The sequence below is a fragment of the Bradyrhizobium sp. USDA 4452 genome, assembly GCF_054063575.1.
Genome location: NZ_JBSSGK010000001.1, coordinates 2,954,289 through 2,979,112, shown reverse-complemented (window position 1 = coordinate 2,979,112; position 24,824 = coordinate 2,954,289). Strand labels below are relative to the sequence as shown.

Below are 24,824 nucleotides of genomic sequence, written 5' to 3'. Positions count from 1 at the left end.
GCCATTGTCTTATCGCGATTCAGTGAACGCGGAGAGTTTTGCCAGATGACCCAGACCAGCAACCGGTTTTTCGATGAGATCGGCCGTCTGATGAACGATGCCGCTGGCGCTGCCCAGGGCGTCAAGCGCGAGGTCGACACGGTCATGCGCAACCAGGCCGAACGCATCCTGCGCGACCTCGACGTCGTCAAGCGCGAGGAATTCGACGCGGTCAAGGACATGGCCCGCCTGGCGCGCGAGGAGAACGAGGCGCTGAAGGCGAGGATCGCCGCGCTGGAAGCCAAGCTCGGCGGTTCGGCGGGCTGATCTTTCACCCTCCCCTGGAGGAGGAGGGTGATGGAGGGTGAGAAAAATCCCTTCATTTCCTTGTCATTTCGGCCCTTTGGGGCTAAAAGCCCGCCACGTCCGCGGCCCCCGCACCCCTGGAGGCTTGCTGTGGACCTGAGCATGGGCCGCGCTGCGGCCTTTAACTTTTTAAATACAAGGACTTAACGCTATGGCGACCGTCAAGGAATTGAAGGCGACCGCGCGTCCGAAGAGCGGCAAGGGGGCCGCCCGGGCAGAGCGTCGCGCCGGGAGAGTTCCCGGAGTGATCTACGGAGACAACCAGCCCCCCGTCACCATCTCGGTCGACGATCGCGAACTGCGCCAGCGCATCCTGGCGGGCCGGTTCCTGACCACGATCTATGACATCGACCTCGAGGGGAAGAAGCACCGCGTGATTCCGCGCGACTTCCACCTCGACCCGGTGAAGGACTTCCCGATCCATGTCGACTTCATGCGGCTCGGCGAAGGCGCGACCATCCGCGTCAGCGTGCCGTTGCACGTCGTGAACGCGGAAACCGCCCCCGGCATCAAGCGCGGCGGCACCGTGAATATCGTCACCCACGCGCTCGACCTCGAGTGCGCGGCCGACAACATTCCGCAATACATCGAAGTCGACGTCGGCAGCCTCGAGATCAGCCACTCGCTGCATCTCTCCGAGGTCACGCTGCCCAAGGGCGTGAAGTCGCTGACCCGCGAGGACGCGACGCTGGTCACCATCGTGCCGCCGTCCGGCTACGCCGAAGAGCAGAAGGCCGCGGCTGCTGCGGCTGCTGGTGGCGCGGCTCCGGCCGCGGGTGCTGCAGCTCCGGCCGCAGCGGCGGCTCCGGCTGCGGGTGCTGCGGCTCCGGCCGCGGGTGCGAAGGCTCCCGCCGGCGGTGGCGACAAGAAGAAGTAACCGATCAGGTCGGCGCGCGATCCTCTGATGGCGCGCCGACACGGGATGCCGCGCCATGCGCCTTTTTGTCGGTCTCGGTAATCCCGGCGCGAAATACGCCAGCAACCGGCACAATATCGGTTTCCTGGCGGTCGACGAGATTGCACGGCGTCATGGTTTTGCACCATGGCGCCGTCGCTTTCAGGGCGAGACCTCCGAAGGCGTCGTCGATAGTGAGAAGGTCGTGTTGCTGAAGCCGACCACCTACATGAACGAGTCCGGCCGCGCGGTGCAGGAAGCGGCGAACTTCTTCAAGCTCGCCCCCGCCGACATCACCGTGTTCCAGGACGAGCTCGAACTGCCGCCCGGCAAGGTGCGGGTCAAGATCGGCGGCGGGATCGCCGGCCATAACGGGCTGCGCTCGATCTCCGCACATATCGGCAACGAATATCGGCGGGTGCGGCTCGGGATCGGTCATCCTGGCGTCAAGGAGCTCGTGCACAGCCACGTGCTGTCCGACTTCGCCAAGAGCGACCGGGCGTGGGTGGAGGCCTTGTGCCAGGCCATCGCCGACAATGCCGGCCTGCTGGCTGCGGGCCATGACGCCTCGTTCGCCAACAAGGTGCATCTGACGATGCAGGCCAAGGGATTTTTCGACGAGGGTGAGAACGGCGGCGAGAAGCCCGCCTGATCCCCTTGTGGTCGCGTCCGGCACGAGGCCGGGCAAGCTGGATAGAGGAAGACATGGGATTCAAATGCGGGATCGTCGGGCTGCCTAACGTCGGCAAATCGACGCTGTTCAATGCGCTGACCGAGACGGCAGCCGCCCAGGCGGCGAACTATCCGTTCTGCACCATCGAGCCGAATGTCGGTGAGGTGGCGGTGCCCGATCCGCGGCTGGACAAGCTCGCGGCGGTCGCGAAATCCGCGCAGATCATCCCGACCCGGCTGACCTTCGTCGATATCGCGGGCCTCGTGCGCGGCGCGTCGCAGGGCGAAGGCCTCGGCAACCAGTTCCTCGCCAACATCCGCGAGGTCGACGCCATCGCCCATGTGGTGCGCTGCTTCGAGGATTCCGACATCACCCATGTCGAAGGCAAGATCGCGCCGCTCGCCGACATCGAGACCATCGAGACCGAGCTGATGCTGTCCGATCTCGACAGCCTCGAGAAGCGCGTCGACAATCTGTCTAAGAAGGCCAAGGGCAACGACAAGGAAGCCAAGGAACAGCTCGAGCTCGTCAACCGCGCGCTGGTGCTGCTGCGCGACGGCAAGCCGGCGCGTGCGCTCGAGCGCAAACCTGAGGAGGAGCGCGCGTTCCGCATGCTCGGCCTCTTGACCTCGAAGCCCGTGCTCTATGTCTGCAACGTCGAGGAAGGCTCGGCCAAGGACGGCAACAATTTCTCCAAGGCGGTGTTCGCGCGTGCCAAGGAAGAGGGCGCGGTCGCGGTCGTGATCTCGGCCAAAATCGAATCCGAGATCGCGACGCTGTCGCGCGCCGAGCGCGCCGAGTTCCTGGAGACGCTTGGCCTCGAAGAGGCCGGGCTCGACCGGCTGATCCGCGCCGGCTACCAGCTGCTCGATCTCATCACCTATTTCACCGTCGGCCCGAAGGAAGCCCGCGCCTGGACCATCGATCGCGGCACCAAGGCGCCCGCCGCTGCCGGTGTGATCCATACCGATTTCGAGAAGGGCTTCATCCGCGCCGAGACCATCGCGTATGATGATTATATCGCGGGCAACGGCGAAGCCGGCGCGCGCGATGCCGGCAAGCTGCGGCTCGAAGGCAAGGACTACGTCGTCGCCGACGGCGACGTCATGCATTTCAGGTTCAATACCTGAGAAGCGATCGCCGGCTGCTGCGCGACGGTGGCGGTGAGCTGGGACTCGATTTCTCCCCACGTCGTCCGGGCAAGCGAAGCGCGACCCGGGACCCATAACCACAGGGTCGTGTTGTTGAAGCTAGCTGTGGCCCCAGCTCGCTCCATCCCCACGTCCTGTGGTTATGGGTCCCTGCCTTCGCAGGGACGACATCGAGTATGCGGTGGCGCTCGCTTCACCTATCCGCACGCCCGATCACATCCATCAGCTCGGCGATCTTGCGCCGCTGGTCGGCCTTGTCGCCGGACGAGATCGCATGCTCGACGCAATGCGCGACATGATCGCGCAGGACCTCTTCCTCGACGCGGCGCAGCGCCGCGCGCGCGGCCGCGATCTGCGTCACCACGTCGATGCAATAGCGGTCTTCCTCGACCATGGTGGCCAACCCGCGGATCTGACCCTCGATCCGTTTGAGCCGTTTTAAACAGGATGTCTTGACCTCGTCTCTCATACGTCTCATATACCCCCCTAGGGTATATAAATCAAGAGGCCGGGATAGCGGCCGGGAAGAGACTTCGTGGCACACGCAGAGCACGATCATTCGCACGCGGATCATCACCACCACCACGATCAAGGCGCGGCCATGCATTCCTGCTGCGGCGGCAAGCATGGACACGACACGACGCCGGCCGAGGCGGCGTTCGCGATTGATCCGGTCTGCGGCATGAAGGTCAACCCGGCGACCGCCAAGCACCGCTTCAGCTACAACGGCGAGGAGTACCTGTTCTGCAGCGGTCGCTGCCGCGAGCGTTTCGAGGCCGAGCCCGAGAAGTACCTCAAGCCGCGCGAGGCGGAGCCGCCGATGCCGGTCGGCACGATCTACACCTGCCCGATGCATCCCGAGGTGCGCCAGGTCGGTCCCGGCTCTTGCCCGATCTGCGGCATGGCGCTGGAGCCCGAGCAGATCTCGCTCGACGACGGGCCGGATCCCGAATTGATCGACATGACGCGCCGGTTCTGGATCGGCCTCGTGCTGACGCTGCCGGTGTTCGTACTCGAGATGGGCAGCCATCTCGGGCTGATGGATCTGGTGCCGATGGGATGGTCGAACTGGATCTCGTTCGTGCTGGCGACGCCCGTCGTACTGTGGGCCGGCGCGCCGTTCTTCGTGCGCGGCTGGCAGTCGGTGACGACGCGCAATCTCAACATGTTCACGCTGATCGCGATGGGCACCGGCGTCGCGTATGTTTACAGCGTAGTCGCCACGCTGGCGCCGCAGCTGTTTCCGCCGGCGTTTCGCGACATGCACGGCGCGGTCGCGGTGTATTTCGAAGCGGCTGCCGTGATTACGGTGCTGGTGCTGCTCGGCCAGGTGCTGGAGCTGCGCGCCCGCGCGCAGACCTCGGGCGCGATCCGCGCGCTGCTCGGCCTTGCGCCCAAGACCGCGCGGCGCATCACCGATCACGGCGACGAGGATATCGACATCGACGCGATCAAGGTCGGCGACCGCCTGCGCGTACGCCCCGGCGAGAAGGTGCCGGTCGATGGCGTCGTCATCGAGGGAAGTGCGGTGATCGACGAATCCATGGTCACGGGTGAATCGATGCCGGCCACGAAGGCGGAAGGCGCGAGCGTGATCGGCGGCACGGTCAACCAGAGCGGCGGCCTCGTGATGCGCGCCGAGAAGGTCGGTCGCGACACCATGCTGTCGCGGATCGTCGACATGGTCGCGAAGGCGCAGCGCTCGCGCGCGCCGATCCAGCGGCTTGCCGACCGCGTCGCCGGCTGGTTCGTGCCGGCCGTGATCGCCGCCGCCGTGCTCGCCTTCATCGCCTGGACGGTGTTGGGCCCCGAGCCGCGCCTGACCTTTGCGCTGGTTGCCGCCGTCACGGTGCTGATCATCGCCTGCCCCTGCGCGCTGGGCCTCGCAACGCCGATGTCGATCATGGTCGGCGTCGGCCGCGGCGCACATTCCGGCATCCTGATCCGCGACGCGCAGGCGTTGGAGCGGATGGAGGCAATCGACACGCTTGTCATCGACAAGACCGGCACGCTCACCGAGGGCAAGCCGAAGGTGACCCGTATCATTGCCGCCGAAGGCTTTGACGAGAATGGCGTGCTACGCCTGGCCGCCAGCGTCGAGCAGGGCAGCGAGCATCCGCTGGCGCAGGCGATCATCGCATCCGCCAGGGAACGCAAGCTGGCATCAGTCGCCGTCAACAATTTTGCCTCGCCCTCCGGCAAGGGCGCGACCGGCATGGTCGAGGGCAGGCAGGTTGCGCTCGGCAACGCCGTGCTGATGGGTGAGTTGAAGATTGCAACATCGGCGCTGGACCAGGCCGCCGAGGCCGCGCGGCGCGACGGCGCGACGGCGATCTATGTCGCGGTCGATGGCCGAGCGGCCGGCGTGATCGCGATCGCCGATCCGGTCAAGACGTCGGCGGCCAACGCGCTGCAGGCGCTGCGCACCGAGGGCCTCCGCATCGTGATGTTGACCGGCGACAATGAGACCACCGCGCGCGCGGTGGCGAAGAGGCTCGGCATCGACGAGGTCGAGGCCGGCGTGCTGCCGGAGCGCAAGAGCGAGGTCGTACAGCGGCTGCGCGGCGAAGGCCGCACCGTCGCGATGGCAGGCGACGGCGTCAACGACGCGCCGGCGCTCGCCGCGGCCGATGTCGGCATCGCGATGGGCGGCGGCACCGACGTCGCAATCGAGAGCGCCGGCATCACGCTGCTCACCGGCGACCTGATGGGCCTCGTCCGGGCGCGGCGATTGTCGGTCGCGACCATGCGCAACATCCGCCAGAACCTGACCTTCGCCTTCGTCTACAACGCCGCCGGCGTGCCGATCGCGGCCGGCGTGCTGTATCCGCTGTTCGGCATCCTGCTGTCGCCGATGGTGGGCGCCGCGGCGATGGCGCTGTCCTCGGTCAGCGTGATCGGCAACGCGCTGCGGCTATCCAGGGTGAAGCTGGATTGAGCTCTTGTCTCTCGCCCTGAAAGCTCTGGGCGAGGGACACACGATCCGGGCTGGGAGAGTCACGCCGGCAGCAGAAGCTGGGCGCGGCGCTCCATCTCGGCATCGAGCCAGGTTGCGAGATCCTCGCTTACCTCGACCATCGGTAGCCGCACCTCGGGGCTGTCGATCAGTCCCTGCCGCCACAGCCAGTGCTTGGCCGGTGCGGGGCTCGGTTCGGCGAATAGCAGCCGGGTCAGGCCGACGACGCTCTGCCAGGCCGCCTGCGCCGCGTCGCGCTTGCCTTGCTGCAACAGCGTGCGGATCGAGGCGAACGTGTCCGTCTGCAGATGCGCGGAGAGCAGGATCGCGCCGTCGGCGCCGTCCGAGAGCGCATCGAAGGTCTGCGCGTCCTCGCCGGTCAGCACGCGGAAGCCCGCGGGCCGGCGATTGAGGAAGTCGATCGACTGCGCACGGTCGGCACAGCAATCCTTCATGCCGGCGATGTTGGGATGTTCCGCGAGTGCCAGCAGCGTCTCATTGGTCAGGTTCACCGCCGCGCGATAGGGAATGTTGTAGAGCACGATCGGCCAGGATGCGTGATCGGCCAGCGCATTGAAGTGCCGCACGAGGCCACGCTGCGATGGCCTCGTGTAGTAGGGACTTGCGATCAGATAGCCGTCGATCGGCCAGTCCGCCGTATCGTCCAGCGCATCCTTCATCTTGGCCGTGGAGGCGCCGGAGAGCCCAAGGCAGACCGGCAAATGGCGGGAGTTGGCACTGAGCTCGTCGAGCACGACGCTGACCAGCCCCTCCAGCTCATCGGTACTCAGCGCCATGCCCTCGCCGGAGGTTGCACCGAGGATGAAGCCGTCGACAGGTCCGCCAGCATAGTGCCGCACGAGGCGGCGCAGCGAGGCGGCGTCGAGTTCGCCGTCGCGGAATGGCGTGATCAGGGGCAGCCAGAGGCCCTGCAATTGCTGGTGTAGCTCAGTCATGTTCCATCTCCTAAGGGGCAAAGCCGGAGACGGGACCAACAAAAAACCCCGTCCAGGCGGCGGGGTTTCGGGATCGGTCTGAATGCGAAGGTGATCTTATCGCGCGCGATCTCGTGTCCCCGGGAGGGGAGCTTTTTTCGACGACAGAACGGCGCACGAACTCGTGATCATTGGAGAATGATGCTGCGCTGCGAGGTTGTTGTCAATCCGCATGCTGACCGTGACGTGCGGCACGTTTGCGCGTGACTTCGAGGTGAAAAGACATGGAGATGAAAAAAAGCCGGGCTCAAGTGAGCCCGGCTTAAGGTATTGGCCACGTGAGGCCGACACAATCACCTTCCAAGAGGGATTACTGAACTTCCGCGCCACTGGAGGAGGGGGACATATGCGCGACGCGACCGCTCAGCGTGTCAGCACTATGATCCCCATCGACGCCTTGCAGCAACTATCCAGCTCGCATGTCAGTCATGCGGAGATTCAGGGGCCTGTTGGGGCAGCGCGGAAAGCCTATAACCCAATCCATAAGGCTGGCTTAATCAGGACGGCCAGCGCTGCGCCTTGCTGACCACGAAGTCGCGGAACACCTGCACCCGGGCTACCGTCTTCAGCTCTTCCGGATAGACGAAGTAGGTGTCGAGCGCGATCGAGTCGGACTCGCCGAACAGCTGCACGAGGTTGTTCTGTTCGACCAGATAGTCCGGCAGCGCGGCGATGCCGAGGCCCTGCTGGCAGGCGCGCACCAACCCTAGGATGTTGTTGACCTTGAAGTAGGGTTCGCGCGGACCGGAGCCGTTGCGGCCGGCATCGATCAGCCAGCTGCGGTTCTGCAGATGCGGCGGCACCTGCGAGTCGCCGAGCATGATGATGCGGTGCGAATCGAGATCGTCCAGCGTCCGCGGCGTGCCGAAGCGCTTGATGTATTCCGGCGAGCAATAGGCATGGAAGCCGATCGAGAACAGCTTGCGCTGGATCAGGTCAGGCTGGGTCGGCTTGCGGGTGCGGATCGCGACGTCGGCCTCGCGCATCGACAAATCGAGGTCCTCGTCGGTGACGATCAGCGAGATCCGGATATCCGGATAGAGCGCGGTGAATTCGTCGAGCCGCGGGATCAGCCAGTTGATGCCGAGCGCCGGCGGCGTCGTGATCTTGAGGTCGCCACTCGGCCGCTCGCGGCTGTCGGTGAGCTTCGCGCGCGCCGCCTGCAACTGCATGAACACGTCATGCGCGGTGCGGAACAGCAGGTCGCCCTGTTCGGTGAGGATCAGGCCGCGGGCATGGCGGTGAAACAGCGACACCGAGAGCTCCTGCTCCAGAGCGCTGACCTGGCGGGAAACCGCCGATTGCGACAGGCCAAGCTGCTCGCCGGCATGCGTGAAGCTGCCAGCCTCCGCCGCTGCGTGAAAGACCTTCAGCTTGTCCCAGTCCATGTCCGTAAATCCGTCGCGAGATCGTGCCATGATTATTCCGCCGCTGCGCGATCGCTCGCGCGAAGAGCTATGAAGCGTTCGGCCTCGAGCGCCGCCATGCAGCCGAGACCAGCGGCGGTGACCGCCTGCCGAAAGGTTTCATCCGCCACGTCGCCCGCGGCGAACAGGCCGGGCACCGAGGTCGCCGTGGAGTTCGGCGCCACCTCGACATAGCCCGACGGTTTCAGCTTGATCTGGCCTTTGACGAGTTCTGTCGCCGGCGCATGGCCGATCGCAATGAAGACGCCGTCGGTCTTGAGGTCGGTCAGCGCGCCGGTCTTGACGTTCTTCAGCCGCACATGGGTGACCTTGTTTGGGTTCTCCGTGCCGCAGATCTCGTCGATCGCGGAGTCCCACACCACCTTGATCTTGGGATGCTTGAACAGCCGCTCCTGCAGGATGCGCTCCGCGCGGAAGTGATCGCGGCGATGCACGATGGTGACCTGCGAGGCATGATTGGTCAGATACAGCGCTTCCTCGACCGCGGTATTGCCGCCGCCGACCACCACGACGTCCTTGCCGCGGTAGAAGAAGCCGTCGCAGGTCGCGCAGGCCGACACGCCGCCGCCCTGGAACTTCTCTTCCGAGGGCAGTCCGAGCCAACGCGCCTGGGCGCCGGTGGCCAGGATCACCGTCTCGGCGAGATAGACGTCGCCGGAATCGCAGGTCAGACGAAACGGGCGCTGGCTGAGTTCCAGCTTGTTGACGAGATCGGTGACGATCTTGGTGCCGACATGGGCGGCCTGCTTCTCCATCTGCTCCATCAGCCAGGGGCCCTGGATCACGTCCGCGAATCCCGGATAGTTCTCGACGTCGGTGGTGATGGTGAGCTGCCCGCCCGGCTGAATGCCCTGGATCAGGATCGGTTCGAGCATCGCGCGCGCCGCGTAGATCGCTGCGGTGTAACCGGCGGGGCCGGACCCGATGATGACGACCTTGGCATGGGTAGGCGCGGGCATTTTGAGATCCCTCTGTTTTGGGGATTTTGATCAAGGACTTGTGCGGGAAGCGCCCCGGAAACGCGTCACGGCGGCGCCAAAAGTGTCAAATCCAAGTCTAGGATATCTGGGTAGCTATGCAAGATTTGCAATCCATGGCAGCGATTTTTCCCCGGAACTGAAGTCACATTCGCGAAATCGTGCGCTGCACGCGCAATAAAATTGCGCAATGCCGGCTGGCTGCGCTATGAGAGTTGCCGGCAGGCCTGCCAAGTCATTCCAAACCCTTAGGGAACCCAAGTCGCGTGTCGAAGAACCTTGACGAGATCGACCTCAAAATCCTCGCCGAGATCCAGGCCGATGGCCGAATCACCAATGTGGAACTCGCCAAACGCGTCGGGATCTCCCCACCGCCCTGCCTGCGCAGGGTCCGGGCGCTGGAGGAGGAGGGCTACATCCAAGGCTACCGCGGCCTGCTCGATCCGCGCCGCCTCGGCTACGACGTCACGGTGTTCGCCTCGGTGCATCTGTCGAGCCAGGCCGACGCCGATCTCCGCGCATTCGAGAACTTCGTGCGCGCCGAGCCGCTGGTGCGGGAATGCTGGATGCTGTCGGGCGAGGTCGATTTCATCCTCAAATGCGTCGCCCCCGACATGGCGACGTTCCAGGATTTCGTCACCCACCTGACGGCCGCGCCGCATGTGCGCAACGTCAGGACGTCGCTAGTGCTGCACAATTCGAAATACGAAGCCGCGGTGCCGTTGGGCGTGAAGGCGGCGTCGTAGCGCATCCGATGTTTGAGCTGGAGTGAAGAGGCTCCTCGTCAACTTCGGGCAGTCACCACCGAACCGTTTGCGTCGAATAGTCCAACTGCCCCGGATGGTGAAGTCGCGACATCGAACTCGAGCGGTCCGCAAGTAATCATGCAATAGTCGTAAGCCGAAAGCTGATCGTTTCCCATCAAGAACTGATAGTGGATCTGCATGAAGTCGAACCGATGCCGTCTGAAGCGGATCGGACTTATCATTGAATGTATTTGGACGCGCCGAATCTTGGGGTGCTCTCCTGAATAGTCCCGGCTGGTACGCTTCAGCGTGACGGGGTCGAAGCGATAGAAGCTGATCGCGTCATCTCGTGCCTGGTATTCGACCCAGTCGATGGCAGACGTTCCCGCCACAAGTTGTGCCGCTTCCCGAATTTGGCCGCCCATCGGATGCAATGCGAATTTGGGAATAGTGGCGCCCACCGTGAGAATGCACAGCTTCGGTCCGCGCGTTTCAAGCAGGGGATCCAATTTTAGCGCGCGCGCGACTGCAGCTATTGTGAGTGCGGCGCCAAGGGAATGGCCAACAATGAGAATTTCATCAACTTTTGCAGCCTGAGCTCTCTTTGCGATCAGCTCCGCAAAATCGTCGAGGCGCGCATCAAGTTCGCTTCTGCGCCCGTAAAGGAACTTGTGGGAGAAAATGGCATCATCGAGAATATGGTTTATCCGACGCTTCGGTCCAATCCAGAGCACCGCGCCGACGAAAATGGCAAGCGACAGAAGAATGCCAAGCGGCAGCCCTACCCAAAATGTGGCGTGCAGGGGCCTGATCACCAGATACGATAGCCCAGCGCTGCACAATGCGATCAGCAGCAAGCTGCAATAGGGAAAGACGAAGAAGAGGGCGTACTTCCAGCTCGCGATCGCATATCTAAACAGTGTTCCCGTGATGATGAAGTCGAACAGCGCTCTCACGGACTGCACGAGACGAGGCACGAGCCCCACTTTCGAATCGCAGCGAATGAGATCATCCCAGCGCAGCATCTCGAAGGTGATGCTGGTTTTCCAGTTTGGACCCCACGCCTCCACGTTGCACGAAGCATCGATTGCAGATGTGCTCGAGATTTCCGACAGCCGTGAAGAAGCGCCCCAGATCTTGTCGAAGCTGGAGAGCGAGCGGCGCAGGCGCTCAACCTGCTGTTCCGGAGTGATGGGATCGTAACCGCCAACGTGGAAGACGTGCCGTCGTCGAATCATCTAACAACTCGGAATCTGCATGGACATTGGTTGCCACTCATCCAGCAAAATGAACGCATCGGCAGCTTACTCCGGAACCCATACGGCGTTGATCCGCAATCCCTGCTGAACCTAACATGGACGATGGGACCCGACCCTATCAAATTACCACTCCACCCGCGAGGGCGGCACTGGTTGAGATCGGCCTTGATCGAAAAAGTGCAGGGGACAAGCCGTGATCGGAGCCAATTGACCCGGACGGTCGTGAAGCGGCGCGGCCTGATGGCTCTTTTCGGTGTGGCAAATCCGCGACAGCAAACCAATTGCGTGCCTCAACACGTGTTTCAAAATCGTTCTTGATTGTCACGATTCCCAAGTTTGCTTTAATGCGGCCAGATTTGAAGTCGGCGAGGGATCCTGAAATGGAAAGACTACGTTACAGCGCGGCGCTGGTATGCGCCGTCCTGACGGTCCTTTTTGCAAGCAGCTTGTATTCGAACACCAGGGCTCAGGCGCGTCCCGGAATTGCGATTGCACTCAGATCGACAGGTCCGCAGGCTCGATTGCATTCCTCGGCAACGCACGTCTACCTGTTCCGCGGATTGCTGAACGTCTTTTCCTTGGGCATGGACGACCTCGCCGCCCAGCTGCGCGCGACCGGCATCGCCGCGGACGTCGCCAATCACGCCCAGTGGAGAGGCGTTGCCGACGAAATTATCGCGAATTACAGGACTGGCCAGCGCGGGCCCATTGTACTCGTGGGCCACTCTCTTGGTGCGGATGCCGTGATGTCGATGGCAGAGTACCTCGGCCAAATGGGCGTGCCGGTCGCTTTGGTTGTCCCGTTCGACGGCACATCGCCTCATGCGGCGACGGCGAATGTCGCAAGGGTTTTGAATCTGTACAAGCATGCAAGCGATCGAATAAGTCCCGGCCCCGGCTTCCGCGGCGAGCTTACAAACTTCCAGGTTCGCGATGTCAACGTCGACCACTTCAACATCGATAAGAGCGCGGCGTTGCATAGCCTGGTGATACGGAAGATCAGGGCAATCGGCCCCGCTGTCGCGCGCCCACGACAACGCCAGAATCCTTCGAACTCGGATTTGCCTGCGGCCGGAGCTTCAACCAATTCCTAGCGTGACGCCCGGAAGACACAGCTGAAGTGTGGGGTTTGACACTGCATGTAAGGCTTTGGGTCCGTCTCTGTCGGGGACCGGTGTTCGTATTGTTCTCTCTAGCACTTCAGGCCGGAGGCAGTCGGTGACGCCGTTCAGAAAATTCTCGGTCGCCATGGCCCTGTGTATCGTGGCGACCGTGTGCGCGGGCTTCACAAGGCCGATTCATATGGTGGCGGTTGGCGCAAGCAATACGCAAGGCTGGTACGTCGGGAAGCAGGGCGCCTACCCTGCCAAGCTGGAAGCCCTGCTGAGGGAGAAGGGCATCAGCGCGAGCGTCGTCAATGCCGGCATTCCCTTCGATACCACGGCCGGCATGCTCAAACGCCTTGATAGCGATGTGCCAAAGGGAACCGACATCGTCATTTTGCAGCCTGGAGGCAATGACAGGCGTTTCCTCGTCACGAAGGAGCAGCGGGCGGCCAACATCGCGGCAATGGAGCGGCGGCTACGCGAGCGCGGCATCAAGACCATCTTGTACGACGAAGAGATTCCCCGCCAGTATTACGCTTTTGACTTAATCCATCTGACGGCTGACGGTCATGCCTTCATAGCGTCGCAGTTGCTCCCGCGCGTGTTGGCGATGATAGGCCGGAAAGCCATCGCGACGCTGCCGCGGGCGAGATAGAAAAGGCTTTGCCGTCGCAAGCTGCCAACTTGTCGGTGCAATCGACCCGCAAGCCTTGTATGATTGCTAGATGTTGGTCCGCAGACCTGTTTCGGTAAAATCTCAGCCGCTCGCTCAAGACGGCGCCCGTTCAATGGTCGGCAAAGATGACGCGCCAGCGAAACTAGCGTTTGGCCCACGATGACACTTGACATTGCCAAGTTCGTGTTTGTCATGATGGCGGTCGGTTGGTACCTCATCCGCTACCGATACGCACGTCGTGCTCGCCGTGAAAAGGTCTTGAGGAGCGCGCGAGGTCTTCGCGAAAACACCCTGCTGCTAATATCGCTCACGGGTCTCGGTGTTGTGCCATTCATCTACATTGTAACGACCCTGCCTCATTTCGCATCTTACGTGTTCCGGCCGGCTCAAGCCTGGCTGGGCGTTTTCGTGGCGGTCGCGGCGCTGGTCATGTTCCGGCTAACCCATCGGGCCCTTGGTCGGAATTGGTCGTTAAGTCTCGACGTGCGGGAAAATCACCGCCTGATCACGGATGGAATCTATCGAAAAATTCGGCACCCCATGTATTCCGCGTTCTGGCTTTGGGCTGTCGCTCAAGCATTGCTTTTGCCGAATTTGGTAGCCGGTTTGGCTGGACTGATCGGATTTGGGACGTTGTTTTTCGGCCGGGTTGCCAGAGAAGAACAGATGATGCTGGAAACGTTCGGCGACGAGTATCGCGAATATATGGCGCGGACCGGACGCATTATTCCGGGGCTGTTCTGAGCCGGCTTTACGAGATCGGTCTCGCCCATCCATAATCCAACACCAACAAGGCAATCATTCCGTGTCGTTTTTGTCACATCCGGCAAAGAAACGACCGCAGGAGCACCAGGTTCGATACAGCGTTAATTGCGTTGCAGCCGTTAGAGGGTAAGTTGTTCATGCTCAGCTACCCATATCGGAGATCACTATGTTGAAGTTTCTGGTTGTTGGAGTTGCGACTTTCGGGTTCATGGCTGCTGCCACCGCCGCCGACCTTCCTCATCCGCAGCCGGTCGCTGAAACTGCTCCGATTGGCAAGATGCCAATCGGCAAGTACCCGGTCGGCAAGTACCCGGTCGGCAAGTATCCGGTTGGAAAAGCGCCTGCTCCGATCGTAACGAAGGGTTAGCTCGAGGATTGCCTGGAGCGCGCCCCTTTAGCATCCGCTGAAGGCGCTGCTTGGGGCTGTCGTCGTGCCCTAGTGAGGGTTTGAAGGTGCTAGAAGTGAAGCGGAAACGGAGCGGCCTGGGGCTGCTTGCCGGAGTCGGTGTCATGGTGGCTTCCTTTGCTCTGGAAGCCGGCACCAGTCATGCGCAGCAATTGGCTGCGCAAACGGATCAAGCCCCGTTGCAGCAGGATAAGTCGCGTAAACCGTCGTCAAGGTCGGTTGTGGCGGCGGCCGTTGCTGCACCGAGTGCTTCCGTCTCTGGAGCAGACGTGAAACCGGTTCGAAGGTCCACGGCCAAAGGGCCGTATTACGTGGACTTTCGTGCCCGCACGGCAGCTTCCTATGGGCATGCCTTTATCTGGTACGGCAAGACGAGCGAGAAGCAGGTTGAAGTTGCGGGGCTGCACCCGGCGGGCGACGTCCTGCCTTACGTGCTCGGACATCTTATGTGGGTGCCCTCCGAGACGGGAGCAAGCTACGGCGACCTTGACGTCCAGTATTTGACGGCCAGCTATCGCGTGTACCTGACTGAGGCGGACGCGAAGAAGGTCTTTGCCTACATCAAGGAGCTTCAGGCGAGTTCGCCTGTTTGGAACGCGGAAACGACCAATTGTACGGCTTTTATCGGTCGCATTGCCAGCTTCATGGGCTTGAAGGCTCCGTTCCATTTGCTGAAGCCTGAGGAATACGTGAACCAGTTGAGAGACCTGAACGGCGGGCGCCAAACGGTGCAACTCGCTTCGGATCATTAGTTTTCCCGCCCAAGACCCCCTTGCGGCTGCACTTGGGCAAGCCGTTATCGGGAACGCTTCTGAGCCTACTTCAGACGAAGGGGCAGATGATTGCATTGGCATCCAATGCGAGCCGATGCGGGATACAAGCTCGAGCCCACCAAAACGCCATTTAAACTGGCGCTTATATTCGGCTTTCTCGCAAGGCAGCCAGAAACTGTGAGCAGCAACTGGCCTTTTCAGTATGTAGCGGCTTTAGGCGCCGTTTTTGACCGCTAGGAAGATCGTCCGCCAGACCGCGGCTCTTCCATCTTTGCAACGCTCTTCGGGTTTGTCCATCGCGCTCGGACAGCGCCCTTAGGCTCTCTGACTATCCTTGCATTGCTCGACAGATATCGTCGCTGTCCGTTGCGGAGCAACCGCGACGGACCCGTCCCGGTTGAACGGGACGGGCTCAGCGCTGTTACCTCTTACCGATTGCAGCGTCGACGCTGATCGGGCCTGGGCCCGAGGTCGCGAGATACAGGCAGGCGAAGCAGAACGCGATCGCCAGGCTGCCGTTGTTGAGCAGCGGATAGAAGCCTTTCGGGAAGTGCCCCATGAAGTAGGCGAAAGCCATTTCACCCGACAGGATGAAGGCCACGATCCGTGAAAACAGGCCGATCATCAGCAGTCCGCCCAGGACCAGCTCGAGCGTGCCGGCAGCTCCGATCAACGAGAACAGTTCGACCTTCTCGAACATCGTCCCGGGCGGGAACTTGAAAAGCTTGGCGACGCCGAACTGAAACAGCAGCAGGCCGGTGATGAACCGGAACAGGCTGAGTGCCACCGGTTGAAACTTGGATAACATCTGGTCCATTGTCATTTACCCCCTGTTTGACAAACTGGAACGTTGCACGAAGCAGAAGCACACGGTGTCCGCCACCGGAGTGTGATGTCAACACCTCGCGCCTGGAATCATTCCTCGTGCAACGGCAGGTGTGAGACAACGCGGCAGTGACACGGTGATGCGCAGTGATGCGTGTTGCGACGCAATCGTCAGCCCGAACTCAGTCCCCCGACATGATTATACTGCATAAACATGTCACGGCCTGCCTAGTCCGGACCGCGGCGCCTCTCCACTCACATTGCCGTCAGAGTGCGGGCATAAAAAAAGCCGCGTGCAGCACGCGGCTTTTCTGCACCAGTCACGTCAGGTAACTATCGCCACTCGACCTTGGTGATCTCGTAGGCCTTGGCGCCGCCCGGGGCCATCACTTCGACGGTGGCGCCCTTCTTCTTGCCGATCAGCGCGCGCGCCAGCGGCGAGGTGATGGAGATGCGGCCCTTCTTGGCGTCGGCCTCGACCTCGCCGACGATCTGCCACACCGCCTTCTTCTCGGTGTCCTCGTCGATCAGCGTCACGGTCGCGCCGAACTTGATGGTGTCGCCGGACAATTTCGAAATGTCGATGATGTCGGCGCGCGCCAGCTTGTCCTCGAGCTCGGCGATGCGGCCCTCGTTGTGCGACTGCTCTTCCTTCGCGGCGTGATACTCGGCGTTCTCCGAGAGGTCGCCGTGCGAGCGCGCTTCCGCAATATGTTCGATGATGCGCGGACGATCCTCCGACTGTCGCTTCTTGAGCTCGTCCGTCAGCGCGGCGTAACCGCCCGCGGTCATCGGAACCTTATCCATCATCTTCGTCCTTCATCGTGCGCGCCCGGCGGCCGTGCACGAATATCCAGTTCAGCCAACGCAGGAATCAGGACGCGAACGCGCCCGGAAGCCCAGTGATTTTCAGCCCCGCTAAGGGCCGTGACAACATCCAATCGCGCGGTGAGTTCCAGCCATTCGGCTAATTGACCGCGTCGGGCCTTCAGCCCAGGCGGCGGTCAGCTTTCGGAAAAGTAACTCTGAAGCGTGCGGACCTCAAGGTCCCCGTCCCGATAGGCCCGGATCCCCCGTGCGGCCGCCACCGCGCCTGAAAGAGTGGTGTAATATGGCACTTTATGCAAGAGGGCAGCCCGCCGCAGCGAGCGGCTGTCGGCCAGGGCCTGCGGGCCTTCGGTGGTATTGAACACCAGCTGGACGTCGCCATTGGTGATGGCGTCGACGATGTGCGGACGGCCTTCCAGCACCTTGTTCACCTTTTCCGTCGGCACGCCGTTGTCGCTGAGATACCGTTGCGTGCCCGAGGTTGCCATCACCTTGAAGCCGAGCGAGTGCAACAGCCGCACCGCATCTGCGATGCGCATCTTGTCGTCGCCACGCACCGAGACGAACACCGTGCCTTGCCGCGGCACGCGGGTGCCGCCGCCGAGCTGGCTCTTCGCGAACGCGACCTCGAAGGAGCGGTCGAGGCCCATCACTTCGCCGGTCGAACGCATCTCCGGTCCGAGCACGGTGTCGACGCCGGGGAAGCGCGCGAACGGGAATACCGATTCCTTCACGCCGACATGGTCGAGCTTCTTCTTCTTCAGCTTGAAGTCGGCGAGCTTTTCGCCGGCCATGATCCGCGCCGCGATCTTGGCGACCGGGGTGCCGATCACCTTGGCGACGAACGGCACGGTGCGGGATGCGCGCGGGTTGACCTCGAGCACGTAGATTTCGCCGTCCTTGATGGCGTATTGCACGTTCATCAGGCCGACCACGTCGAGACCGAGCGCGAGCTCGCGGGTCTGCCGCTCCAGTTCGTCGATGGTCCGGGCGTCGAGCGAATGCGGCGGCAGCGAGCAGGCCGAGTCGCCGGAATGGATGCCGGCTTCCTCGATGTGCTCCATGATGCCGACGATGAAGGTGTCCTTGCCGTCGCAGAGGCAGTCGACGTCGACTTCGGTCGCATCAGACAGATAGCGGTCGAACAGCAGCGGGTTCTTGCCGAGCACGGTGTTGATCTGCCCGGTCTTGTCGTTCGGATAGCGCGCCTTGATGTCGGCGGGGACGAGCTCGGGCAGGGTGCCGAGCAGGTAATCGTTGAGCTGGGTCTCCTCGCGGATGATCTGCATCGCGCGGCCGCCGAGCACGTAGGACGGGCGCACTACCAGCGGCAAATCGAGATCGGCGGCCACCAGGCGCGCCTGCTCGACCGAATAGGCGATGCCGTTCTTCGGCTGCTTGAGGCGGAGCTTGTCGAGCACACGCTTGAAACGGTCGCGGTCCTCGGCGAGGTCGATCGCGTCCGGCGAGGTACCGAGGATCGGCACTTCGGCGGCTTCCAGCGCGCGGGCGAGCTTCAGCGGGGTCTGGCCGCCGAACTGCACGATCACGCCGTGCAGCGTTCCTTTCTTGCGCTCGGTCGCGACGATCTCCAGCACGTCCTCGGCGGTGAGCGGCTCGAAATACAGCCGGTTCGCAGTGTCGTAGTCGGTCGACACCGTTTCCGGATTGCAGTTGACCATGATGGTCTCGTAGCCGGCGTCCTCGAGCGCGAAGCAGGCGTGGCAGCAGCAATAGTCGAACTCGATGCCCTGGCCGATGCGGTTCGGCCCGCCGCCGAGAATGATCACCTTCTTACGGTCGGACGGCGCGCTCTCGTCGGCAAGCTCGCCGGCGAACGGCCGCTCATAGGTCGAATACATATAGGCGGTGGGCGAAGCGAACTCAGCCGCGCAGGTGTCGATGCGCTTGAACACCGGGCGCACCCCGAGGGCATGGCGCTTGGCGGTCACGTCGGCTTCGGTGGTGTCGGTCAGCACGGCGAGCCGCGCATCCGAAAAGCCCATCGCCTTCAGGGTTCGCATGCCGAACGCGTTCGGCGGCAGGCCGTTGCTGCGGACCTTGCCCTCCATCTCGACGATGGCGCGCATCTCCGCGAGGAACCACGGGTCGATCTTGCACGAGTTGAAGATCTCCTCGTCGGTCCAGCCAAGCCGCATCGCCTGCGCGACCTGCAGGATGCGGTTCGGCGTCGGCGTGCCGAGCGCCGCGCGGATCGCGTTCTTGTCGTCGCCGCGGCCGAGCCCCTCGATCTCGATTTCATCGAGGCCGGTCAGGCCGGTCTCGAGCCCGCGCAGGGCCTTCTGCAGGCTTTCCTGGAAGGTGCGGCCGATCGCCATCACTTCGCCGACCGACTTCATCGACGTGGTCAGCGTGGAGGAGGCGCCGGGGAATTTCTCGAACGCAAAGCGCGGAATTTTCGTGACGACGTAGTCGATGGTCGGTTCGAACGAGGCGGGGGTGGCGCCGCCGGTGATGTCGTTGGCGATCTCGTCGAGCGTGTAGCCGACGGCGAGCTTGGCCGCGACCTTGGCGATCGGGAAGCCGGTGGCTTTCGACGCCAGCGCCGACGAGCGCGACACGCGCGGATTCATCTCGATCACGACCATGCGGCCGTCGACCGGGTTGATGCCGAACTGGACGTTGGAGCCGCCGGTCTCGACGCCGATCTCGCGAAGCACCGCCAGCGAGGCGTCGCGCATGACCTGATATTCCTTGTCGGTCAACGTCAGCGCCGGCGCGATGGTGATGGAATCGCCGGTATGCACGCCCATCGGATCGAGGTTCTCGATCGAGCAGATGATGATGCAATTGTCCTTTTTATCGCGCACCACCTCCATCTCGTACTCTTTCCAGCCGAGCACGCTTTCCTCGATCAGCACCTCGTTGGTCGGAGAGGCGTCCAGCCCGCGCTCGATGATGTCGAGGAACTCCTCCTTGTTGTAGGCGATGCCGCCGCCGGTGCCGCCCATGGTGAAGGAGGGCCGGATGATCGCGGGCAAGCCGATTTCCGACAGCGCCATCAGTGCCTCACCGAAGGCGTGCTCCTGATAGCGCTTGCGGCGGTCGTTCTCGCCGAGCGTCCACTGCCGTTCGAGTTCTTCCAGCGCCTCGCCGGACAGCTTCTCCCGCTCGGCCAGGTATTTATCGCGGTAGGTCTTCTTCAGCGCCGAGGCATTGGCGAGCCGCGATTTCGGCGTCTCCAGCCCGATCTTGGTCATGGCCTCGCGGAACAGCTGGCGGTCCTCGGCCTTGTCGATGGCGTCAGCGGTGGCGCCGATCATCTCGACGTCGAATTTGTCGAGCGTGCCCTGACGGCGCAGCGACAGCGCGCAGTTCAGCGCGGTCTGGCCGCCCATGGTCGGCAACAGCGCGAAGCCGCCCGGGATGACGTGGCGCTCCTTCTCGATGATCTTGCCGACGATCTCGGGGGTGATCGGTTCGATATAGGTGGCGTCCGCCAGTTCCGGATCGGTCATGATGGTGGCCGGATTGGAATTGACGAGGACGACGCGGTAGCCCTCCTCCTTCAGAGCCTTCACCGCCTGCGTGCCGGAATAGTCGAACTCGCAGGCTTGGCCGATCACGATGGGACCGGCGCCGATGATCAGGATGGTGGAGATGTCGGTTCTTTTGGGCATCAGCTCTCGCGGACTGGAATTTGGGCACAAAAAAAGGGCGCGCTTTCCGCGCGTCCCTCGGGCCATGCGCTACATTTTGTAGCGCCGGAAGCGCGATCCCTCGCGCGCGGGTGGTCTTTAGACCAGTTTCCGCACCCGCGAAACCCCCAAAAACGCCCAATCAACTGCGATTCGGGGGGAAATTCCTCATCTGACGTATGCCCGGTTGGGGGTACTCGGGATGTGGGGTGGGTTGCCCGGGAGGCACGGCTTCGTCCCTGTGGGCTACGCCGCCGCAGCCTTCGCTACAACAAGGCTTGCCGAGCCGAAGCTGCGTCAGCAGCGAAGGCTGGAGGCCCGGCCTGGATTTGAACCAGGATAAACAGTGTTGCACCACTGCCGCGTCGACGCTTCCGCCACCGGGCCGAGTGGATCATTACTGATTATTTCAGCGCCGGCTACGTTTACTTTAGGGTAACGTTAATGCCTGGCGCAACCTTGGGTCAGTGGCGCGCCACGAATGTCATCCGCCACGGATTGTGCCCGATGTTGCGCGGCGCGCGCGTGGCGTCAAAGCCTGCGGCGGCGAGCTTTGCGATCATCTCGTCCTCGCGGTAGCGCTGCAGCCCGATCCTGGTGCGCAGCTGCCGGTAATCGGACAGCGCCGTCGAGGCGAGCCCGATCAACGCATCGCGCAGGAAGCCGTGGGTCGCGGCAAAGCGCAGCAGCGCTATGACGTCCCTCGCCATGCCGACTTCGGGCCGCAGGATATCGCCGAGCACGAAGCGGCCCGAGGGTTTCAGCAGGCGATGGATCACGTCGAACGCGGCGTCGAGCTCCTGCGGCGTCATGTATTGTGCCACCGAGTTCATCACCACGAGGTCGATCGAATCCGCCGCCATGTTCTTCAATTCATCGAGCGAGCGGATGCGGATCCTGGTGTCGGACGCAAAACGCGCGACCAGGCGGCCGCGCACGCCGGGCGCAGGCTCCGCCAGATAGAGCTGGGCGCAGGCATTGGCGACCTTCGCCGCCGACAGCGCCTCACCGCAGGCGTAGTCCAGCACCACGGCGCCGGGCGAGGTGATGTAGCCGATGATGTCGTTGGCGATGACCTGGAAATGCAGGTCGCGGTGCAGTCGGCTCGCATAAATCGTATGTGTGGAATCGTAATAGTCGATCCATTCATCCATCGCGTTTGGTATCCGGCAGAACGGGTTCCTGACTTTCAGGAACAGGTGGGCTGATGATGCGTTAGCGGTCCGGCGGCCAATGTTCAATGCGCCGAAATACGGGGTTCCTAACAGGAAGGTCCAACGTGAGCAAAGCCAACAGTAACGCCAAGTCTGACAAGATATCAGCCGATCTCGGTACGCCGAGTGATTTGCCGCAAGCCGCAGTGGACGCGATCTCGGCCTCGCTCAACACGCTACTGGCCGACGCCTTCGCGCTCTACCTGAAGACCAAGAATTTTCACTGGCACGTCAGCGGCCGGCATTTCCATGACTACCATTTGTTGCTGGACGAGCAGTCGGACGCGATCTTCGCGACCACCGACCAGCTCGCCGAGCGGGTGCGCAAGCTCGGCGGCGCGACCCTGCGGTCGATCGGCGACATCGCCAAGCACCAGACCATCAAGGACAATGACGAGGCTTATGTCCCACCGCGCGAAATGCTGCGCGAGCTGATGGAGGACAACAAGCACGTCGCGGCGGCGATGCGCAGGGCGCACAAGCTCGCCGACGACCACGAGGATTCCGGCACCGCCGGTTTGCTCGAAACCTTCATCGACGAAACCGAGCGCCGCACCTGGTTCCTGTTTGAGGCAAGCCGCCAGGAAGGCAGCAACGCGGCCTGAGTCTCACCCTCTCCCCTTGTGGGAGAGGGTGGCGCACGAGCGGAGCGAGATGAAACCGGGTGAGGGGTCTCTATCGCGGATGCGGACCCCTCATCCGTCGCGGATTTCATCCGCGCCACCTTCTCCCACAAGGGAGAAGGGACGGGGAGCAGCGCGTTGGCGCATCAACGCTTCCACAACCGCACCAGCGGCCCGTCCTTGCCCATCACCGGATCGGTTGCGGGGATGGCCACCAGCGGGATCGTCTTCAGTGCCTTGGCGTGGTTCTCCGGCGTCGGCCGCTGCAGGTCCATCGGCGGGCCAGGCGGATAGGCGCCGACTACGTTGAAATCGCCGCTCGCCGACAGGCATTGATGCCCGGTGCCTGCGGGGAGGATCGCGATGTCGCCGGCGGCAATCTCGAGCGCACGGCCGCGCGCGCCGCCGAACTGCACGCGCGCGCTGCCGCAAGCGACGCCCAGCACCTCGTGCACGGTGGCGTGGTAATGCGCGAAGTCGTAGACGCCGTTGCGCCACATCGCGCCCCAGCCATTGTCGCCGAACAGTCGCTCGATCATGGCTTCCGGATCTTTGCCGAGGTTGACGGCGCCCTTGTAGACCAGGAACGGCATCGGATTGTTCGGCACCAAGCCGTCGTCCTGGAAGACAAAAGTCAGGGGCTCGGCATCGCTGCTGACGACCGACATGGTGGTTTCTCCAGCGTCTCGCGGGGCCATGATATCAGGACAAACCAAACCGTCGGCCCCAAAACCGTTCCTGCTAGATCTTGAACTTCAGGACGTCGTCCTTGAACCTGAGCCCGTGCCCCGGCCGCTCCGGCGCCGTAATCATGCCGTCGGCGATCTGCGGCGGCTCGACCCAGAGGTCGTCGATCAACGCCATGTTCTCGCACCAGATGCCGTTCGGAATCGAAGCCAGCAGGTGCACATTGAGTTCGGGAAACAGATGCGGCGCGATGGTGATGCCGAACGTGTCTGCGAGCGCCGCGATCTTGCGCAGGTCGGTCATGCCGCCGCGCATCGGGTCGGGTTGCAGGATCGGCAGGCAGGGATTGAGGAAGAACGGTCGCAGATCGTAGCGCGTGAAATGGGACTCGCCACCGACGACGCGCATGTCGAGCGCCGCCGCGATGCGCTGGTAGCCGGCGAAATCATCGGCCGGCACCGGCTCCTCCAGCCAGTAGATATCGTACTTCTCGAACTTGCGTCCCATTTCGATGGCGACATCGGCGCTCCAGCCCATATTGACGTCGATCATGATGTCGATATCCGGCCCGAGCGCCTCGCGCATGCGGCGCACGTTGTCGAGGTCCTGCGCGGGCGTGTGGACATGCGCGACCTGCATCTTGATCGCCTTGTAGCCCTGCTTCACGAAATGCAGCGCCTTCTCGATCATCCCGTCGCCGCCGGCGCCACGGAAGCAGCCGGAACCATAGACCGGGATCTCCGAGCGATAGTGTCCCCACAGCCGGTGCAGCGGCAGGCCGGCGCGTTTCCCCACCGCGTCCCACAGCGCGATGTCGAGCGCCGACATGGCCATCGCGGCGATGCCGCCGCGGCCATAGGTCATCGTCGCTGTCCACAGATCGCGCCAGATCGCCTCGATCGCGGTGGCGTCCTTGCCGATCACGCGCGGGATGATGCACTCGTCGAGACAGGCCGCGATCGCCTTCATCGCCGGGCGGAACACGAACAGGTAGCCCATGCCGGTGATGCCGCCGGACGTCTCGACGTCGCAGATCAGGATGTCGCGCGTCTCGCCGAGCGCTGCGCCCTTCAGCCAGTGGTCGTCGGCCCAGGGCAGCCGCAGCATCGTGATGCGGATGTCGCGGATGATCATGTCCGGGTTGGCTGGGGTCATCGGGCGTTTCCTTTATTTCTACCGGATCATGTCGCCTGATCTCGGACGCGAAACTCAATCACAGGACGCCCGCGCCAATCCAGCGCGCTTCGTCATGGCTCCAATGCGCCAGGACGCGGTTGCCTTCAGGCGTTTTTGGGGAGCTCGAACACCATGCAGGTCGTGGTCGCGTGCGCGATCAGCTTGCCGTTTTGATCGGTGATGCGGCCTTCGGCGGTCGCGGCGCGACGGCCGGCGTTGAGTACCCGGCCCTCGGTGCGGATCTTGCCGGTGTCCTGGCTCATGCCGCGGACGAAGGAGATCTTGAACTCCAGCGTGGTGTAGCCCGAACCTTTCGGCAGTGTGGTCTGCACCGCGAGCGCCATCGCGGAATCGAGCAGGATCGCGACATAGCCGCCATGCACCGAGCCGATCGGATTGTAGTGGCGCAGGCCGGGGACGCTGTGGATCACCACATGGCCCGGCTCGGCGGTGCAGTCGAACGGTTCGACATTCTCCATGATCGGCGGCTCCGGCAAGGTGCGGGCGAAGATGCCCCGCACGAAGTCGAGCCCCGGCATCGACGCCATCACCGCAAGCGAGGAGACGCCATAGACGGGCTTCGGGGTGGTGTTGTCGGTCATGTCGGAAGTTCCGTGGTGTGATGCGAAGGCGCATTGTCGCTGTCGGTGCCAGCCGCGCAC

General features: G+C 62.9%; 24 protein-coding genes and 1 tRNA gene. 12 read left to right on the top strand and 13 right to left on the bottom strand.

From position 1 onward, the window contains the following. Nucleotides 1-45 precede the first annotated feature (45 nt). From ACVISU_RS14320 to ychF, 4 genes are all read left to right on the top strand, one after another. Nucleotides 46-306, top strand: a complete 261-nt coding sequence (locus tag ACVISU_RS14320; protein WP_038388183.1) for an accessory factor UbiK family protein — start codon at nt 46-48, stop codon at nt 304-306. 190 nt (nt 307-496) lie between these two features. Then, nucleotides 497-1,222: a 50S ribosomal protein L25/general stress protein Ctc gene (locus tag ACVISU_RS14315; protein ID WP_050402732.1), complete on the top strand. Its 726-nt coding sequence runs from the start codon at nt 497-499 to the stop codon at nt 1,220-1,222. Nucleotides 1,223-1,277: 55 nt separating this feature from the next. Next, entirely contained in the window at nt 1,278-1,892 is a 615-nt protein-coding gene (pth, locus tag ACVISU_RS14310) for an aminoacyl-tRNA hydrolase (protein ID WP_456707361.1), read from the top strand. Nucleotides 1,893-1,945: 53 nt separating this feature from the next. Continuing rightward, complete coding sequence (ychF, locus tag ACVISU_RS14305; protein ID WP_050402730.1) at nt 1,946-3,043, top strand: redox-regulated ATPase YchF; 1,098 nt, start codon at nt 1,946-1,948, stop codon at nt 3,041-3,043. Nucleotides 3,044-3,257: 214 nt separating this feature from the next. Here the strand turns inward: ychF and ACVISU_RS14300 are convergent, their stop codons facing one another. Beyond that, nucleotides 3,258-3,533, bottom strand: coding sequence for a metal-sensitive transcriptional regulator (locus tag ACVISU_RS14300; RefSeq protein ID WP_050402729.1), 276 nt, complete (start codon nt 3,531-3,533; stop codon nt 3,258-3,260). Between the two features lie 132 nt (nt 3,534-3,665). Here ACVISU_RS14300 and ACVISU_RS14295 point away from each other — a divergent pair, with 132 nt between their 5' ends. Further along, nucleotides 3,666-6,002 carry a heavy metal translocating P-type ATPase gene (locus ACVISU_RS14295; RefSeq protein WP_283807364.1) on the top strand — a complete coding sequence of 779 codons (2,337 nt, stop codon included), beginning with the start codon at nt 3,666-3,668 and terminating at the stop codon, nt 6,000-6,002. 59 nt (nt 6,003-6,061) lie between these two features. Here the strand turns inward: ACVISU_RS14295 and ACVISU_RS14290 are convergent, their stop codons facing one another. The 3 genes from ACVISU_RS14290 to trxB all read right to left on the bottom strand — a co-directional run bounded on the left by ACVISU_RS14290 (nt 6,062) and on the right by trxB (nt 9,401). After that, nucleotides 6,062-6,976 carry a 4-hydroxy-tetrahydrodipicolinate synthase family protein gene (locus tag ACVISU_RS14290; RefSeq protein ID WP_050402727.1) on the bottom strand — a complete coding sequence of 305 codons (915 nt, stop codon included), beginning with the start codon at nt 6,974-6,976 and terminating at the stop codon, nt 6,062-6,064. A gap of 536 nt (nt 6,977-7,512) precedes the next feature. Then, nucleotides 7,513-8,433 (bottom strand): LysR family transcriptional regulator, encoded by a 921-nt coding sequence (locus ACVISU_RS14285; protein ID WP_028344089.1) that lies wholly within the window; start codon nt 8,431-8,433, stop codon nt 7,513-7,515. 2 nt (nt 8,434-8,435) lie between these two features. Further along, on the bottom strand, nt 8,436-9,401 hold the full coding sequence (gene trxB, locus ACVISU_RS14280) for a thioredoxin-disulfide reductase (protein ID WP_050402726.1): 966 nt from the start codon (nt 9,399-9,401) through the stop codon (nt 8,436-8,438). 284 nt (nt 9,402-9,685) lie between these two features. Here trxB and ACVISU_RS14275 point away from each other — a divergent pair, with 284 nt between their 5' ends. Continuing rightward, on the top strand, nt 9,686-10,165 hold the full coding sequence (locus ACVISU_RS14275; protein WP_050402725.1) for an Lrp/AsnC family transcriptional regulator: 480 nt from the start codon (nt 9,686-9,688) through the stop codon (nt 10,163-10,165). A gap of 38 nt (nt 10,166-10,203) precedes the next feature. Here ACVISU_RS14275 and ACVISU_RS14270 read toward each other — a convergent pair whose 3' ends face one another. Beyond that, nucleotides 10,204-11,403, bottom strand: a complete 1,200-nt coding sequence (locus ACVISU_RS14270; RefSeq protein ID WP_456707360.1) for a hypothetical protein — start codon at nt 11,401-11,403, stop codon at nt 10,204-10,206. A 401-nt stretch (nt 11,404-11,804) separates the two neighbouring features. Here ACVISU_RS14270 and ACVISU_RS14265 point away from each other — a divergent pair, with 401 nt between their 5' ends. The 5 genes from ACVISU_RS14265 (at nt 11,805) to ACVISU_RS14245 (ending at nt 15,129) form a co-directional block, all read left to right on the top strand. Then, nucleotides 11,805-12,518, top strand: a complete 714-nt coding sequence (locus tag ACVISU_RS14265) for a thioesterase domain-containing protein (protein ID WP_456707359.1) — start codon at nt 11,805-11,807, stop codon at nt 12,516-12,518. Between the two features lie 124 nt (nt 12,519-12,642). Continuing rightward, nucleotides 12,643-13,185, top strand: coding sequence for a GDSL-type esterase/lipase family protein (locus ACVISU_RS14260; RefSeq protein WP_456707358.1), 543 nt, complete (start codon nt 12,643-12,645; stop codon nt 13,183-13,185). Between the two features lie 180 nt (nt 13,186-13,365). After that, on the top strand, nt 13,366-13,950 hold the full coding sequence (locus ACVISU_RS14255; protein ID WP_456707357.1) for a protein-S-isoprenylcysteine O-methyltransferase: 585 nt from the start codon (nt 13,366-13,368) through the stop codon (nt 13,948-13,950). A 187-nt stretch (nt 13,951-14,137) separates the two neighbouring features. After that, nucleotides 14,138-14,338 carry a hypothetical protein gene (locus ACVISU_RS14250; RefSeq protein WP_050402720.1) on the top strand — a complete coding sequence of 67 codons (201 nt, stop codon included), beginning with the start codon at nt 14,138-14,140 and terminating at the stop codon, nt 14,336-14,338. Between the two features lie 143 nt (nt 14,339-14,481). Next, a complete protein-coding gene (locus ACVISU_RS14245) occupies nt 14,482-15,129 on the top strand; it encodes a hypothetical protein (protein WP_157113322.1) in 648 nt (215 codons plus the stop codon). Nucleotides 15,130-15,571: 442 nt separating this feature from the next. On the opposite strand, the gene ACVISU_RS14240 is transcribed toward ACVISU_RS14245, so the two are convergent. The 5 genes from ACVISU_RS14240 to ACVISU_RS14220 all read right to left on the bottom strand — a co-directional run bounded on the left by ACVISU_RS14240 (nt 15,572) and on the right by ACVISU_RS14220 (nt 21,616). Then, nucleotides 15,572-15,967, bottom strand: coding sequence for a DoxX family protein (locus ACVISU_RS14240; RefSeq protein ID WP_050402719.1), 396 nt, complete (start codon nt 15,965-15,967; stop codon nt 15,572-15,574). 341 nt (nt 15,968-16,308) lie between these two features. Beyond that, the gene (gene greA / locus ACVISU_RS14235) at nt 16,309-16,782 is read right to left on the bottom strand and encodes a transcription elongation factor GreA (RefSeq protein ID WP_456707356.1); all 474 of its coding nucleotides are present in this window, start codon (nt 16,780-16,782) and stop codon (nt 16,309-16,311) included. Nucleotides 16,783-16,979: 197 nt separating this feature from the next. Further along, a complete protein-coding gene (carB, locus tag ACVISU_RS14230) occupies nt 16,980-20,444 on the bottom strand; it encodes a carbamoyl-phosphate synthase large subunit (RefSeq protein WP_456707355.1) in 3,465 nt (1,154 codons plus the stop codon). 329 nt (nt 20,445-20,773) lie between these two features. Further along, nucleotides 20,774-20,849 (bottom strand) — tRNA-OTHER (locus tag ACVISU_RS14225). A 77-nt stretch (nt 20,850-20,926) separates the two neighbouring features. Continuing rightward, the gene (locus ACVISU_RS14220; RefSeq protein ID WP_456707354.1) at nt 20,927-21,616 is read right to left on the bottom strand and encodes a class I SAM-dependent methyltransferase; all 690 of its coding nucleotides are present in this window, start codon (nt 21,614-21,616) and stop codon (nt 20,927-20,929) included. A gap of 86 nt (nt 21,617-21,702) precedes the next feature. Between ACVISU_RS14220 and ACVISU_RS14215 the strand changes: the two genes are divergently transcribed. Beyond that, nucleotides 21,703-22,281, top strand: a complete 579-nt coding sequence (locus ACVISU_RS14215; protein WP_430641522.1) for a Dps family protein — start codon at nt 21,703-21,705, stop codon at nt 22,279-22,281. Nucleotides 22,282-22,445: 164 nt separating this feature from the next. Here ACVISU_RS14215 and ACVISU_RS14210 read toward each other — a convergent pair whose 3' ends face one another. The 3 genes from ACVISU_RS14210 to ACVISU_RS14200 all read right to left on the bottom strand — a co-directional run bounded on the left by ACVISU_RS14210 (nt 22,446) and on the right by ACVISU_RS14200 (nt 24,764). Next, a complete protein-coding gene (locus ACVISU_RS14210) occupies nt 22,446-22,967 on the bottom strand; it encodes a hypothetical protein (protein WP_456707353.1) in 522 nt (173 codons plus the stop codon). Between the two features lie 73 nt (nt 22,968-23,040). Beyond that, nucleotides 23,041-24,141, bottom strand: coding sequence for a mandelate racemase/muconate lactonizing enzyme family protein (locus tag ACVISU_RS14205; protein WP_456707352.1), 1,101 nt, complete (start codon nt 24,139-24,141; stop codon nt 23,041-23,043). A gap of 125 nt (nt 24,142-24,266) precedes the next feature. Continuing rightward, nucleotides 24,267-24,764 carry a PaaI family thioesterase gene (locus ACVISU_RS14200; RefSeq protein ID WP_456707351.1) on the bottom strand — a complete coding sequence of 166 codons (498 nt, stop codon included), beginning with the start codon at nt 24,762-24,764 and terminating at the stop codon, nt 24,267-24,269. Nucleotides 24,765-24,824 lie beyond the last annotated feature (60 nt).